Annotated in this window: 7 protein-coding genes, 2 tRNA genes, 3 rRNA genes and 1 pseudogene; 5 read left to right on the top strand and 8 right to left on the bottom strand. The window is 42.3% G+C overall.

Going from position 1 to position 15867, the window contains the following annotated elements; translation table 11 throughout:
- Window position 1: 1 nt before the first annotated feature.
- Genes bshA through CGB83_RS15130 form a run of 4 tightly spaced genes read left to right on the top strand, consistent with a single transcriptional unit; the run spans window position 2 to window position 3178 of the window.
- Window positions 2-1150, top strand: a complete 1149-nt coding sequence (gene bshA / locus CGB83_RS15145; protein ID WP_100076556.1) for an N-acetyl-alpha-D-glucosaminyl L-malate synthase BshA — start codon at window positions 2-4, stop codon at window positions 1148-1150.
- Between the two features lie 26 nt (window positions 1151-1176).
- Window positions 1177-2439, top strand: coding sequence for a DUF2851 family protein (locus tag CGB83_RS15140; RefSeq protein ID WP_100076555.1), 1263 nt, complete (start codon window positions 1177-1179; stop codon window positions 2437-2439).
- A 2-nt stretch (window positions 2440-2441) separates the two neighbouring features.
- Complete coding sequence (locus CGB83_RS15135) at window positions 2442-2663, top strand: PspC family transcriptional regulator (protein WP_100076554.1); 222 nt, start codon at window positions 2442-2444, stop codon at window positions 2661-2663.
- 2 nt (window positions 2664-2665) lie between these two features.
- Window positions 2666-3178 (top strand): GNAT family N-acetyltransferase, encoded by a 513-nt coding sequence (locus tag CGB83_RS15130; RefSeq protein ID WP_100076553.1) that lies wholly within the window; start codon window positions 2666-2668, stop codon window positions 3176-3178.
- Between the two features lie 570 nt (window positions 3179-3748).
- Here the strand turns inward: CGB83_RS15130 and rrf are convergent.
- The 8 genes and pseudogenes from rrf to CGB83_RS15090 form a co-directional block, all read right to left on the bottom strand.
- Window positions 3749-3857, bottom strand: a 5S ribosomal RNA gene (gene rrf, locus CGB83_RS15125).
- Between the two features lie 188 nt (window positions 3858-4045).
- A 23S ribosomal RNA gene (locus tag CGB83_RS15120) occupies window positions 4046-6801 on the bottom strand.
- A gap of 206 nt (window positions 6802-7007) precedes the next feature.
- Window positions 7008-7081, bottom strand: a tRNA-Ala gene (locus CGB83_RS15115).
- A gap of 103 nt (window positions 7082-7184) precedes the next feature.
- Window positions 7185-7258 (bottom strand) — tRNA-Ile (locus CGB83_RS15110).
- 216 nt (window positions 7259-7474) lie between these two features.
- Window positions 7475-8991 (bottom strand): 16S ribosomal RNA (locus CGB83_RS15105).
- The 16S, 23S and 5S rRNA genes sit together here with 2 tRNA genes alongside, the layout of an rRNA operon.
- Before the next feature lie 1148 nt (window positions 8992-10139).
- A pseudogene (locus CGB83_RS15100) lies at window positions 10140-10873 on the bottom strand (SIMPL domain-containing protein).
- Between the two features lie 67 nt (window positions 10874-10940).
- Window positions 10941-11726 (bottom strand): carboxypeptidase-like regulatory domain-containing protein, encoded by a 786-nt coding sequence (locus CGB83_RS15095; protein ID WP_228419956.1) that lies wholly within the window; start codon window positions 11724-11726, stop codon window positions 10941-10943.
- A 3-nt stretch (window positions 11727-11729) separates the two neighbouring features.
- Complete coding sequence (locus tag CGB83_RS15090; protein WP_100076552.1) at window positions 11730-12479, bottom strand: carboxypeptidase-like regulatory domain-containing protein; 750 nt, start codon at window positions 12477-12479, stop codon at window positions 11730-11732.
- 185 nt (window positions 12480-12664) lie between these two features.
- Between CGB83_RS15090 and CGB83_RS15085 the strand changes: the two genes are divergently transcribed.
- Window positions 12665-15805: a UvrD-helicase domain-containing protein gene (locus CGB83_RS15085; RefSeq protein ID WP_100076551.1), complete on the top strand. Its 3141-nt coding sequence runs from the start codon at window positions 12665-12667 to the stop codon at window positions 15803-15805.
- The last annotated feature ends 62 nt before the right edge of the window (window positions 15806-15867 follow it).

The raw sequence follows: 15867 nt of genomic DNA, 5'->3' as shown, positions 1-15867 counted from the left end.
CATGAAAATAGGCATACTTTGCTATCCCACCTACGGAGGAAGCGGAATTGTAGCGACAGAACTGGGAATGTCGCTTGCCAACAAGGGCTATGAAGTACATTTTATAAGTTCCGCCCTTCCGGCACGGCTGGATATTACCAATCCGAATATCTTTTTCCACCGGGTCAATGTTCAGACTTATCCGCTCTTTCAGTACCAGCCTTATGATATTGCATTAAGCTCCATGATCTACCGTGTAGTTAATCTTTATAAGCTGGACCTCCTGCATGCCCATTATGCCATTCCGTATGCTTATGCTGCATTTACAGCCAAACAGATGCTCAAAGAAGATAACAATGACATTCCATTGGTAACGACCCTTCATGGAACCGATATTACCTTGGTAGGGCAACATCCGAGTTATAAGCATGCTGTAGAGTTTTCCATTAACCAGTCAGATGCCATTACTTCAGTTTCCGAAAGCCTTAAAAAGGATACATTGCAGTTTTTCAACATCAAAAAAGATATTCAGGTCATTACCAATTTTATTGATAATTCTGAATTTGACGGACATTCTGACTGCCAGAGAAGCCAGTTTGCCAATCCGGATGAAAAGATACTTATCCACGTATCCAACCTGCGTCCCGTAAAGCGGATCAGTGAGGTACTCCAGATTTTTAAGAGTGTGCAGAAAAAGGTAAAATCCAGGTTGATTATTATCGGAGAGGGCCCCGATATGGAAAAGGTGAACCAGTTCCTGGAAGAAAATCCTGAGCTGATCTCTAAAATCCGCCTGCTGGGGAAAGTAAATGACTTATACAGAATCCTCCAGCTTTCAGATGTATTCCTTCTGCCTTCGGAGCAGGAAAGCTTCGGATTGGCTGCCCTTGAAGCTATGGCTGCCCACACCCCCGTAATCAGTTCCAACGCCGGGGGAATTCCTGAAGTAAATATTCAGGGGGAAACAGGATATCTGGCAGAAATCGGAAATGTGGAGGCCATGAGCAATTACACGATTAAGCTGCTGAGCAATGAAGAACTTTTAGCCAAAATGAAGCAAAATGCGAAAGCACAGGCTATAAAGTTCGATTTGAAAAACATTCTTCCTATTTATGAAGCAATGTATAGAACAACAATAGAAAATTTCAGAAAGGAGTTGACCAAAGTATAGCATTTTGCTATATTTGTGGTACACTCATGACGGAAAAATTGCTTCAATATCTTTGGAACCATAAGGTTTTCAGACATTTTGACTTCAAGGATATTGAAGGCAACTCCGTTGATATCATCAGTTTCGGAACATGGAATTCAGATTCCGGACCGGATTTCCTCAATGCTAAAATTAAATTCGGGAATATGGTCCTTGCAGGCCATATCGAACTTCATATAAAATCTTCAGACTGGATTTTTCACCAGCATTCCCAGGATCCTAATTACGAAAATGTTATTCTCCATGCCGTCCTTCATCATGATACAGATCTTGCCGAACTGCAAAGCAAAAATATTCCGACCCTTGAGCTTAAAGATTATATTGATGAGGAAATCGTGCGGAAATATTCGGAACAGCTGAACGGAAAGCAATTTATTCCCTGTGAAAATATTTTCAGCCCGAAAGATATTCCGGTAAACTTCCACGATGAAAATGTGCTGAAAAAGCTCCAAAGGAAATCAGAGGAACTTGAACTAAGTCTGGAACGGTATCAAAATAACTTTGAAGCTGTATTATTCCAGAGTATGGCCTATTCTTTCGGGCTAAAAGTAAATGCAGCTATTTTCAGGACTATTGCAGAAAGCATAGACTTTGCTGTCATCCAGAAGATCCGGCAGAACAGAATACAGATGGAAGCCCTGTTATTTGGTCTTGCAGGCTGGCTGGAAAAGCCTCAGGATGAAACGATGCAGGTCTGGAAAAGGGAATTCGATTTTATAAAGATTAAATTTAAAATTCCTGATATTATATTCCGTCCGAAGTTCCTGCGTTTGCGTCCAGCCAATTTCCCAACGATCCGCCTTGCTCAACTGGCAAGTCTTTATGAGCAGCAAAATCTATTTTCAAAACTGATATTTACAGATCGCATAGACCACATTTATGAAACATTTTCTGAGGTAAAGGCATCAGCATATTGGGACAACCGGTTTAATTTTGCCAAGCCAACCGAGACCATCTATTCCAAAACGCTGAGCGATGAGTTTATCAGGCTGATTATGCTAAATACTATCCTTCCGCTGAGATACACTTACTACAGGTACCATCATGAGGAAACGGCAGACAGGATACTGTCCTTGTACCGGCAATTATCTGCTGAAAAAAATTCTGTTACTGAACAGTGGAAAAAACTAGGCGTACCGGTGAATACTGCTTTGGAAAGTCAAAGCATGATTTTTCATTATAAAAATTATTGTGAAGAAAAAAATTGCTTAAATTGCAGCATCGGATTTAAACTATTAAAAGGATCTTAAAAATGCTTAATAATATTCGTCATAAAATGGAAAGGGAATGGTTTGGGGTATTGACCAGAACCGGTGCTAAACTGGGGATTCCCGTATCTAAACTCAGGGTATTTTTTATATACTCCACCTTTGCTACTGCCGGTTTTTTCTTTCTGATCTATGTGGGACTGGCATTCACTTTATGGATTAAGGATATTTTCATCACAAGAAGACCGGGGGTCTTTGATTTATAACTATGGAATTTTTACATGTTACCTCTCCCGATGATTACCGGGCGAAAAAAATTTACGACTCTTATTCTACCTCTTTTACTGAAGATGAGCGCAGGGACTGGTACAAATTTGTCAGCCTTTTCCCGCATCCTAAGGTTAAAGTGATTTCTGTGCTGCATGAAGCAGAAAATATCGGCTACCTGATCTTGTGGGAGCTGAGTAATTTCGTTTTTGTGGAACACTTTGAAGTTTTTTCTGAATTCAGAAATCAAAAATTAGGTTCCGGTATCACCGAGTACCTCTTTAAAAACCATCCCAGAATTATCCTGGAGATCGAACCTGAAAGCTTGGGAGAAAATGCCAGAAGACGCTATTCTTTCTATCAGCGAAACGGCTTTAACCTCATTGATGAAATGTATGTACAACCCAGTTACGGCGAAGGCAAAAAATCCCTTAACCTTTGGCTGCTCGCCAATTATGTTCCGGACAATCTCCAGGACGCCAAAGATGAAATCTATGATATCGTATACCATTAATAATGAATGATACAGACAGATCCCAGAACGTAAGTTTTGGGATTTTTTGTTAGAGAGCTTTTTTGTTTTAGAGTTAGGGACTCTGAGAGTCTAGTGCTTTAGAGTTATAAGTGATGAGTGATGATTGAGTTCGGTGTTGTTTGTATTATCTGGAAGATGTGATGATATCAATTGCTGGCAGCATAATGTCTGACCTGAGTAACGCCTGATGCTTTGGCGTTTGCTTGTTGGCATTCTGATATTTCATGTAAAACATTAAAATATAATCTCTAATCTCTCTGATATAGCATTTCTGTCTTGATTCCTGGCTCTGTTATCTATCTTCTATCCGTCTATCCTCTATTTATCTATCTGTCTCTTATCTGTTAGGCTAGTTTCCAGGTACTTTATTGTTTTGTGTTTGATCCGATATCTAATATCTGATATCTGATATCTGGTGTCTGATGTCTGACATCTTGCCTCTTGATTCCTGGTTCTTGATTCTTGACTCTTGGTTCTTGATTCTTGTCTCTTCTCTGACTTTAGGGCACAAAAAAACCTCACACATTGCTGTATGAGGTTTACAATAAAAACTGGCGGCGACCTACTCTCCCGCTTGTCGCAGTACCATCGGCGCTGGTGGGCTTAACTTCTGTGTTCGGAATGGGAACAGGTGAGCCCCACCGCTAAAACCACCCTAAATAAGGTATATAATGTAGAATGTACTGTTGTATTGATGTAAAACGTATTCATGATTTTCATTAATACTTTTTACAAGGGTACATGTTACATATTTTATCGGTAAATTTCATCACAAAGGCAAAACCAGTAGCGCACTTATAAGGCTTGGCTTACAGCATACTGCTTTAAGCTTACTGCAACCTTATAGGCTATAAATCTACGGGTAATTAGTACTACTCGGCTATGCTGTTACCAACTTTACACCTGTAGCCTATCAACGTGGTCATCTCCCACGACCCTTAAAAGATGTCTCATCTTGAGGCGAGTTTCACACTTATATGCTTTCAGTGTTTATCTCTTCCAAACGTAGCTACTCAGCGGTGCACCTGGCGGTACAACTGATACACCAGAGGTTTGTTCAATTCGGTCCTCTCGTACTAGAATCAAGCCCTCTCAAACATCTAACGCCCGCAATAGATAGAGACCGAACTGTCTCACGACGTTCTGAACCCAGCTCGCGTGCCACTTTAATGGGCGAACAGCCCAACCCTTGGGACCTTCTCCAGCCCCAGGATGTGACGAGCCGACATCGAGGTGCCGAACCTCCCCGTCGATGTGAGCTCTTGGGGGAGACTAGCCTGTTATCCCCGGAGTACCTTTTATCCTATGAGCGATGGCCCTTCCATACGGAACCACCGGATCACTATGTCCTGCTTTCGCACCTGATCGACTTGTAGGTCTCACAGTCAAGCACCCTTATGCCATTACACTCTACGCACGGTTACCAAGCGTGCTGAGGGTACCTTTGAAAGCCTCCGTTACTCTTTTGGAGGCGACCACCCCAGTCAAACTACCCACCACGCAATGTCCTTCTAAAAGAAGTTAGGCTCCAAGTAAGTAAAGGGTGGTATTTCAACGTTGGCTCCACCGACACTAGCGTGCCAGCTTCAAAGCCTCCCACCTATCCTACACATTACTTACTCAAAGTCAATACGAAGTTATAGTAAAGGTTCACAGGGTCTTTTCGTCCCATTGCGGGTAATCGGCATCTTCACCGATACTACAATTTCACCGAGCTCGTGGCTGAGACAGTGCCCAGATCGTTACACCATTCGTGCAGGTCGGAACTTACCCGACAAGGAATTTCGCTACCTTAGGACCGTTATAGTTACGGCCGCCGTTTACTGGGGCTTCAGTCAAACGCTTCGCTTACGCTAACGCCCTTCCTTAACCTTCCAGCACCGGGCAGGTGTCAGACCCTATACAGCATCTTTCGATTTAGCAGAGTCCTGTGTTTTTGATAAACAGTCGCCTGGGCCTCTTCACTGCGGCCAGCATTGCTGCTGGCGTCTCTTCTTCCGAAGTTACGAGACTATTTTGCCTAGTTCCTTAGCCACGACTCACTCGAGCACCTTAGGATTCTCTCCTCGACCACCTGTGTCGGTTTTGGTACGGGTTGCTTCACTTCGGCTTTTCTTGGATCCAAGTTCACTACAGCAGCTTCGCCCGAAGGCTAGGCCTTGACTATTCCGTCAGTCTCCAGTAGCTACATTGAACCGTCCCCTTTTTAGTGTGAGCAAGTATGGGAATATTAACCCATTGTCCATCCACTACCCCTTTCGGGTTCGCGTTAGGTCCCGACTAACCCTCAGCTGATTAGCATGGCTGAGGAAACCTTAGTCTTTCGGTGAGGGGGTTTCTCGCCCCCTTTATCGTTACTTATGCCTACATTTTCTTTTCTATAAGCTCCACCAAGCCTCACGACTCAGCTTCTACGCCGATAGAATGCTCTCCTACCGATTAATTTAATTAATCCCATAGCTTCGGTAATATGCTTATGCCCGATTATTATCCATGCCGGACCGCTCGACTAGTGAGCTGTTACGCACTCTTTAAATGAATGGCTGCTTCCAAGCCAACATCCTAGCTGTCAATGCAGTCCAACCGCGTTGTTTCAACTTAGCATATATTTAGGGACCTTAGCTGTTGGTCTGGGTTCTTTCCCTTTCGGACATGGACCTTAGCACCCATGCCCTCACTGCCGACCATCATTTATTAGCATTCGGAGTTTGTCAGGAATTGGTAGGCGATGAAACCCCCGCATCCAATCAGTAGCTCTACCTCTAATAAACTATATATCGACGCTGCACCTAAATGCATTTCGGAGAGTACGAGCTATCTCCCAGTTTGATTGGCCTTTCACCCCTACCCACAGGTCATCCGAAGACTTTTCAACGTCAACCGGTTCGGTCCTCCACTCTGTGTTACCAGAGCTTCAACCTGCCCATGGGTAGATCACAAGGTTTCGCGTCTAATCCTACTAACTATGCGCCCTATTCAGACTCGCTTTCGCTCCGGCTCCGGACCTTAAGTCCTTAACCTCGCTAGTAAAATTAACTCGTAGGCTCATTATGCAAAAGGCACGCCGTCACACCATATCAGTGCTCCGACCGCTTGTAGGCGTACGGTTTCAGGTTCTATTTCACCCTTCTATTCGAAGTGCTTTTCACCTTTCCTTCACAGTACTTGTTCACTATCGGTCTTTCAGGAGTATTTAGCCTTGGAGGATGGTCCCCCCATATTCAGACAGGATTTCACGTGTCCCGCCATACTCATTTATCATCTATATATACCTTTCGATTACCGGGCTATCACCGTCTATGGCCGCACTTTCCAGTACGTTCTTCTAAATATATAAAGACTTTTGGGCTAATCCGCTTTCGCTCGCCACTACTTACGGAATCTCTTCGATTTCTTTTCCTCCGGGTACTTAGATGTTTCAGTTCTCCGGGTTTGCTCTCTAATAAATTAGAGTGACATGTCTTCAACATGCCGGGTTGCCCCATTCGGACATCTCGGGATCAATTCGTGTGTGCCAATCCCCCGAGCTTTTCGCAGCTTACCACGTCCTTCTTCGCCTCTGAAAGCCTAGGCATCCGCCATACGCCCTTAACGATTTCTTTCCTATTTTTAGGTTACTCAAGCACTTATAAGTGCTCGGTTTTCTCTTTGTGATGTCTTTACCGTTAATGTCAATGATCTTATTTGCTTGTACTTAAGTAACCAAGTAATATGTATTAATGACGGCTCCGTCATTATGTAGAATACACATATCCTTTTATTACCCTCATACATCATACTTCTGTACCGTAGTACTCCGTACAATATGTGGAGAATAAGGGAGTCGAACCCTTGACCTCCTGCGTGCAAGGCAGGCGCTCTAGCCAGCTGAGCTAATTCCCCCTCTAGTTAAGATTAAAAAATTTAGAGATTTTGAGATTAAGAGATCTGCTCGCGCTAATTTCTTAATTCCTTAATTTCTCAATATCTTAATCCCTTCAATTAGTAGTCTCGGGCAGGCTCGAACTGCCGACCTCTACATTATCAGTGTAGCGCTCTAACCAGCTGAGCTACGAGACTTCATGTAATTTTAAATTTTAAATTTTGAATTTTAAATTAATTTTCAAATCTAAAATCTATCATTTATAATCTAAAATCTCTTCCTCCCTTTTACTAATTTCTAGTGGGTTTGTATTTTTAATATAAATCAACCAATAAAAAAACTAAAGCTTTACTTTAAGTAAGTCCAACGTATCTTGCGATACTAATTTTGTTTATCGTCTATAAGACGCTCTAAAATGAGATGTTCCAGCCGCACCTTCCGGTACGGCTACCTTGTTACGACTTAGCCCTAGTTACCTGTTTTACCCTAGGCAGCTCCTTTTACGGTCACCGACTTCAGGTACCCCAGACTTCCATGGCTTGACGGGCGGTGTGTACAAGGCCCGGGAACGTATTCACCGCGCCATGGCTGATGCGCGATTACTAGCGATTCCAGCTTCATAGAGTCGAGTTGCAGACTCCAATCCGAACTGAGACAGGCTTTCGAGATTCGCATCACATCGCTGTGTAGCTGCCCTCTGTACCTGCCATTGTATTACGTGTGTGGCCCAAGGCGTAAGGGCCGTGATGATTTGACGTCATCCCCACCTTCCTCTCTACTTGCGTAGGCAGTCTTACTAGAGTCCTCAACTTAATGGTAGCAACTAGTAACAGGGGTTGCGCTCGTTGCAGGACTTAACCTAACACCTCACGGCACGAGCTGACGACAACCATGCAGCACCTTGAAAATTGCCCGAAGGAAGGTCTATTTCTAAACCGATCAATTCCCATTTAAGCCTTGGTAAGGTTCCTCGCGTATCATCGAATTAAACCACATAATCCACCGCTTGTGCGGGCCCCCGTCAATTCCTTTGAGTTTCATTCTTGCGAACGTACTCCCCAGGTGGCTAACTTATCACTTTCGCTTAGTCTCTGAATCCGAAAACCCAAAAACGAGTTAGCATCGTTTACGGCGTGGACTACCAGGGTATCTAATCCTGTTCGCTCCCCACGCTTTCGTCCATCAGCGTCAGTTAAGACATAGTGACCTGCCTTCGCAATTGGTGTTCTAAGTAATATCTATGCATTTCACCGCTACACTACTTATTCCAGCCACTTCTACCTTACTCAAGACATGCAGTATCAATGGCAGTTTCACAGTTAAGCTGTGAGATTTCACCACTGACTTACACATCCGCCTACGGACCCTTTAAACCCAATAAATCCGGATAACGCTTGCACCCTCCGTATTACCGCGGCTGCTGGCACGGAGTTAGCCGGTGCTTATTCGTACAGTACCTTCAGCTATTTACACGTAAATAGGTTTATCCCTGTACAAAAGAAGTTTACAACCCATAGGGCCGTCGTCCTTCACGCGGGATGGCTGGATCAGGCGCTAACCCATTGTCCAATATTCCTCACTGCTGCCTCCCGTAGGAGTCTGGTCCGTGTCTCAGTACCAGTGTGGGGGATCACCCTCTCAGGCCCCCTAAAGATCATCGACTTGGTGAGCCGTTACCTCACCAACTATCTAATCTTGCGCGTGCCCATCTCTATCCACCGGAGTTTTCAATATCAAATGATGCCATTTAATATATTATGGAGTATTAATCTTCCTTTCGAAAGGCTATCCCCCTGATAAAGGCAGGTTGCACACGTGTTCCGCACCCGTACGCCGCTCTCAAGATCCCGAAAGATCTCTACCGCTCAGCTTGCATGTGTTAGGCCTCCCGCTAGCGTTCATCCTGAGCCAGGATCAAACTCTCCATTGTATGTTTGTCTTGGCTCACTCAAAGTTTTTTAACGCTTTAGTTTTTCCTTACTTGGTTGTTATATTGTATGTCAATGATCTTTTTTCTTTCGCTTCCTACAAAACTACTTTCTCTCTGTCAGTGTTTCGCTTCGTATTTGCGAGTGCAAAAGTAAAACTTTATTTTGATTTGACCAAATGTTTCTGAAAGAAATTTTAAAGTTTTTTTTTCTTAACCTTAACCCTCTCTAAACCCTTAGGTCATCTACTCCTGCGCTCCCGTTGTTTGGGATTGCAAAGATACAAAACTTTTTAACTCCCACAACTTTTTTTTCAAAAAGTTTTTCAGCAATCAATCCGATTTCATCGTATCTCTAAAGTAACTCTCTTAAAATTATACCGCTTATCTAAAAGCCCTTCTGCGCTTACTGATATACTCTCGTTTTCAGTGGGGCAAAGATAGAACCTTCAACCCACAACTTCCAAATTTATTTAACATAAAGTTCATATTAATTTTACTTTGTGGGGAAAATGGTACGGTAGGGCCCTGTAATAACAGCACTTACGAGAACAGCTGTACTTATCCACAGGGATCAGGGCATAAGTAATAGGTAATGGGTAATGGGTAATGGGTAATGGGTAATGGGTAATGGGTAATGGGTAATGGAAGATAAATGATCATTGATGAATGATGATTGATTAATGATAAATAATAGGCACTCATTCATAAGCTTCCAGGCATGAGACCCGTTTACGTTGAGTTACAAGCTGATATTTACCATTGGATAATATTCAACAGTAATATGCGTATCTCATTAATATAGAAGCTCTATATATAATTATATTAACGAATGGTAATAATTTGAGGCCATTATATTAAAGGAATATGTTGCAGAATCGTATAATGCATATTTAGGAATATCTGAAAATTAAAAGGTATGATCATAGAGTTACTCTCTCTTTATACATACTATCTTAATTAAAGAAATAACGGATAGATGATAAGACAGACATTAAATAAAAGATATCAGATTTCAGACGCAAGACGCCAGACATTAGATATAAGGTGAAGAACCAAGAAAATAATTATAATTCATAACCTATTATCCTTCAATCATCATTGATCAATTATCTTTTATTACTCATTACTAATTGCTCATTACTCATCAACTAGTCTACCTCATATTCCAGCTTGATGGTAATATTGGCTTCCTTTTCTTTGGAGGATGTATTGAACGTTCCGCCGTAGGAATAATCCTCATTGGAATTAGGTGCTGTGATCTGAATGACACCGGTGGTTGCCTTTTTAAGGTGCCCAAGGCTGCTTCCGGAATTTTCTGCAATTTTCCCTGCGCGCTCACGCGCATCCTTGGTTGCTGCAGCGATCATTTCTTGCTTAACGGTAGCCAGTTTTGTATAGAAATAAGAAGGTGAAGAAGAAGTGAACTCAATACCGCGGTTGATGATCTCCGTAATATTCCTTGACAGGTTTTCAATTTTTGCCACTTCCTTACTTTCAATAGATACTTTCTGGGTCAGGTTATAGCCGGAAAATTCTCCCTGGACATAATTTCCGTTAGCATCATTATAACTCCTGAACTGCTTCTGGATATCGACCGATGAAAATACGATCTCATTTTGTCTGATTCCTTTTGAAATAAGATAATCGTTGATGACTTTCCGGTCAAGGGCAAGTTCATCATAAGCCGATTTTAAATCGACATTGTTTTTTGAAAAGCTTCCTGACCAGGTAATAAGGTCAGAAGTGAATTTTTTGGTGCCCAATCCTGTAACGGCAATGGTATTTTCAGACTTGTTACGGTTTTTATAGCACTGCCTAAGATGGCTAAACCTATAATAAAGCCTAATGCTGCAATGGCTATTGAGATATTACTTTTATTCATGTAATTTGTGATTGTACATTCATATTGCAGCAATTTTTATTCCGTAATTGATTGATAAGGAATCTACTTACTGTTTCTTCTGCAGCCGCTCTATATATAAAGGAAGGGCTTCTTCTATCCTGAGGAGGACCCCGGATAAATTTCTGGCTTTAACATACGTACGTACCTGCGGCCTGACCAGGAATGAGAATTCGATAAATTCAGAAATTCTTTCCAGCGGTACTCCTGCCTTGGTAAAATAGTCGTCATCTACCCGGTTGCGTACCCATAGAATATGCTCCTGAAGGTCATCATACCGGTACTGCCGTTTCTGCCTTCTCGCTTTTCCGCTGATCAGATCATAGGCACCCTGTACATTCAGCTGCCCAAAAAGCATCGGTAATAAAACCTGTTTTACTTCCGCAGGCTTCTCCCTCATCTTTCCTACCGGCTGCGGCAGGCCTACTGCGTCCTGAACAATTTCACCTTTGTTGATCCTGGCTACGGCTCGAGAATCTTTAGACAGGTCTCCGCTCAGAGGCTGTACCTTTACTTCTTCAATTTCTTCCGGAAGTTTTTCCATAACGATGACCAGTTGCGAATTGGTTCCTTCCACAAGCACCCTTCTGGAAATTCTTTCATATCCTTTTTTCACAAACCTAAGTTCATTATTAGCTGAAGCCTGTACCGAAAATACGCCTTCTGAATTTGTTGCCGTCTTCTGATCTGTAGCCATATTGACCACCATAACATTGGCCAACACCCGATCATTATCATCCCTGATGGTTCCGGTAATGGTTGCCTGCTGGGAGTATATATTGACGGATACCATTAATGTAACCATTAGCATGAACCCGGTTAACAAACTTTTCATAGCCTATTTTGTGGTTTGAGGAGTACGGTACAATACAATTTTATTTAAAACAGCTCCTTTGAACCGGTTGATATCCGCTTCACTGCAATATCCGTATTTTAAAATATTCTTTCTTTCAAAACCGCTTTTCAGGACATAAAGCACGAAATGCTGGATCTGGGATTGTTCGAGTTTAAGGTCAGTGAAAAACTGTTCTCCCAAAGCGGTAATCAGATAATTCATCAGGTCGATATCATCCCATTTATCTTTGATCTTACCAATTGTAAATACACCTTTGGTTACAGGCTGTACGAATTCCCCGGGTCTCGGAGCAAGGATTCTCGGATCTGACTTTTTAGCCATATAGGCATCGATTTCACGCGTCAGCTGTTCAACTTTCTTCGGTTTGTTAAGGTTTTTGGAATCTATTTTCAGGTTGCCGGTCAGTCCCTGCTTTATCTCCACCTCCTGGATAAGTTCGGCCGCCCTTATGAGTGTGATGTTTACCGGCGACTGGATATTGTCAGCGGTTATTCTTCTTGCAGTGCGTTCATAGCCGGCCTTTATAAAGCGTAATTCATCTCCCTGCCTTCCGGATATCATAAAATGGCCGTCCCTGTTAGTTATGACTCTTTCATCTGTCCTGATGTTGATAACGGTGACATCAGGAATTTCAGCACGGTCTTCGGTAATGATTTTACCGAAAATATAATCCTGTGCATGGAAACTGATGAAAGAAAAGGTAAATAAAATAAATAGTAGTTTAATTTTCACGGATCATTGTTTGATAGCACAAAACTAAAATTATTTTCAGACTAAAAAATAAGTTTAACCAGCGTTAACGCGTTTTAGGATATTATTATTATTTCTGATGCCCGAAAGTGTTAAATAGGACTTGCTTATTGTTAATATTTTCCTTAAATTATAGCTAAATTGCCTGTTCAATTTTAATACATCACATGCAGAATTCATATACGGTTATTAATGCTTCCGCAGGGTCTGGAAAGACCTATGCACTGGTTCAGCGCCTTCTGATGATCTGCCTCCGGTATCCCTATCAGCATCAGTCAATCAGGAACATTCTGGCCCTTACGTTTACCAATAAGGCAGCCAATGAAATGAAGGAAAGGATCCTGACATGGCTCGGGAACTTCTCCTCTGAAAAATTTGCAGACAATGCCGACCTGAAGAATATTCAGAAAGCTTTTGAAGAGGAAGGCTTAAAAATCACCATTGATGAACTTCACGTACGCTCTAAAAAACTGCTGGACTATGTCCTGCACAACTACTCCACTCTGAATATCGGAACCATTGACCGTTTTAATTCCAGGCTGGTAAGAAGTTTTTCTTATGAACTGGGATTAGCTAAAAATTTCAACCTTGAAATCGAGGCTGAGCCATTCCTGATTGAAGCCGTAGATAAAATGCTGGACCAGATCGGTGAGAATGAAGCAATATCCAGCTCTTTCATGGATTATGTAGATTACAGCCTGGAAAACAATGAACGGATAAACCTTAACAAAAGCCTCTATGATTCTGCCAAGGAATTTGTTAAGGATATTCACTATGAATACCTGAAAAGTAATCAAAGTTTTGATGACAGCAGCTATGAAGATATCAAGAACAGGATCCGTAAAGAAATTGTGCTGAACAGGAAGCAAGCCACAGATCTCGCTGCCCAGTCGATAGAGCTTTTCCGGTCCAGGGATATTGATGTAGAAGATTTTGCCCAGGGAAAGAACGGGCTTGGAGGTTTTTTCGTCAAGGTGCTGGATTTTTACCAGCAGAAAAGGCCCGGATTCCCTTTTCCCACTACACAGGAAGACTCTGTTGTAAACAATTACAGAAAAGGTGCTTCTTCAAAATCGAAAAATAAGGAGGCCGATATCCTGGACATCCTGGATCAGTTGCTGGAAAACCGCATGAAGCTGATCCTGCTGTATATTGAGACCCAGAAAAAAGAGAAAATTCTTTCTGCCCTGCTGCCTCTGAAGGTTAACAAAGATATTCAGGATGAATTGAAAAAGATAGAAGAGGAAAATGACCTGGTACTGCTTTCAAAATTCAATATCCTGATCAATGAGAACCTTCGCAATGAGCCGTCAGCCTTTATTTATGAAAAGGTAGGATCACAGTTCCAGCATTATTTCTTTGATGAGTTCCAGGATACCTCGGAACTGCAATGGCAGAATTTCATTCCGTTACGGGATCACAGCATATCGACAGAGAATACCTCTTTTACACTGGTTGGAGACCCGAAACAAAGTATTTACCGTTTCCGGGGCGGGGAAAGCAAACTGATGCTGGACATCATCAATAAAAAAGAAAACTCACCACGGGAAGCAGACCTGATGGTGCTGAAAGACAACTGGCGGAGCGCAAAGAATATTGTAAAGTTCAATAATGAACTGTACCGTTTCCATTCTGAGATTTTAGAAGAAGAGCACCGCAATATTTTCGGTACGGATGCTGAACAGAATCCAAAATCGACCTTTGACGGAAGGGTAAAAGTCAATCTTATCGAGAACCTTACCAATGAGGATTTTTACAATGACACTTCGGAAAGGATGAGAAAGGACATTCAGGAATGCCTGGATAACGGCTTCCGGTTTTCAGACATCACAGTACTCTGCCGGGGCAATTTCGATATCTTCAGCTACTCACAGAAGCTGGGCGGACTGAAGGTACGGTACCGGGGACAGGAAACCAACGTCAAAACAATTTCTGAAAAAGGACTGACACTGGAGCTATCCAATACGTTAAAAGCCGTTATTGAGTTCCTGAAATGGGAATCCAATCCTAAAAACCGGCCTAACCTGATCATGATGATGTACCACCTCAACAGCCTGGGACGGATCCGGATGCCCGACTTTACCCTGGAGATGAAAGAAATCCTCGGCATAGAATCCCATGAGGAAGTGCTGGCCTTTCTCGAAGCTCATTACGGTATCAAACTGAAACAGGATCTCCTTCCCAGGTTCAACCTCTATAATTATATAGAATTTTACATCAATGAATTCTCTTTTGAGGACAGGGAAAAAGATTTCCTGCTGAATTTCCTGGAAATGCTGTTCAATTTCACCCAGAATGCAGGCGCCAGCATCAAAGAATTCCTGAAATACTGGGATGAGGAAGCTTCACAATACACGATTCAGGCATCAGAGAATATCGATGCGATCCAGATCATGACCATCCACAAAGCCAAAGGGCTGGAATTCCCGGTCGTTTTTATCCCGATGATGAATAAAAATCGCGATGCCGAATTCAGCAACTGGTTTGAAACGGGAACCCACGAATCATTAAAATCCGTAAATATCAACCAGTTCAGTAAAACGCTTGAAGTGTACGACGAGGAGATCCAGCATTTTAACCGCCAGAATTCTTATAAAAATTTCATAGACCGGCTCTGCCTTCAGTATGTGGCTACCACACGGCCTGTAGAACAATTATTTTTCTACATCCAGAAGGCCAACAAAACCTCCAACCATCTTGAGTTGCTCGAGTTCCTTCAAACTAAAAATAAGGATAACGCCGATGAATTTGACCTTTATGAGGTTAATCCTGAGATGCTGAAAAAGTATTCTACCGATAAAACTTCAGAATTCAGAACGAGGGATATCCCCAATTTAAAAAATATCAGCGAAAAAACTACATCCATCAGGATTGCCACACCTTCCAAAACCTATCAGGCGAGGAATGAAAAAGTAAAGATCGGACTTTTCGCCCATGAGCTTCTGGCTAAGATCAATACCGAAAATGATATCGAGCAGGTATTGGAACGTTATCTCCTGGATGGACAGATCACATTAAATGAACGGGATACCATCCGGGAAAGGCTTCATGACATCATCCGTACCCATACAGAGTTTTTTGATGACCGGTGGGAAGTAATCAATGAAAAGGAAATTATGGTTTCTGAAAGAGGCGAAAGCAGGATATACCGCCCGGACAGGATCCTGAAAGGGCCCGACGGATACATCATCGTTGATTTCAAAACCGGTGAACCTTCAGAGAAAGACAAACACCAGATTGAAAATTATAAACGGGTGCTGGAACGATTAGGAAGAAAAGTGATTGATACGAGACTTGTATACCTATAATACACAGATAGGTTTCGCGGTCATATCATAATCTTAAGATAGGATACTTTATAGACAACATA

This window comes from Chryseobacterium camelliae (genome assembly GCF_002770595.1).
Lineage (GTDB): Bacteria > Bacteroidota > Bacteroidia > Flavobacteriales > Weeksellaceae > Chryseobacterium > Chryseobacterium camelliae.
This window is presented reverse-complemented; position numbering and strand designations above follow the sequence as displayed.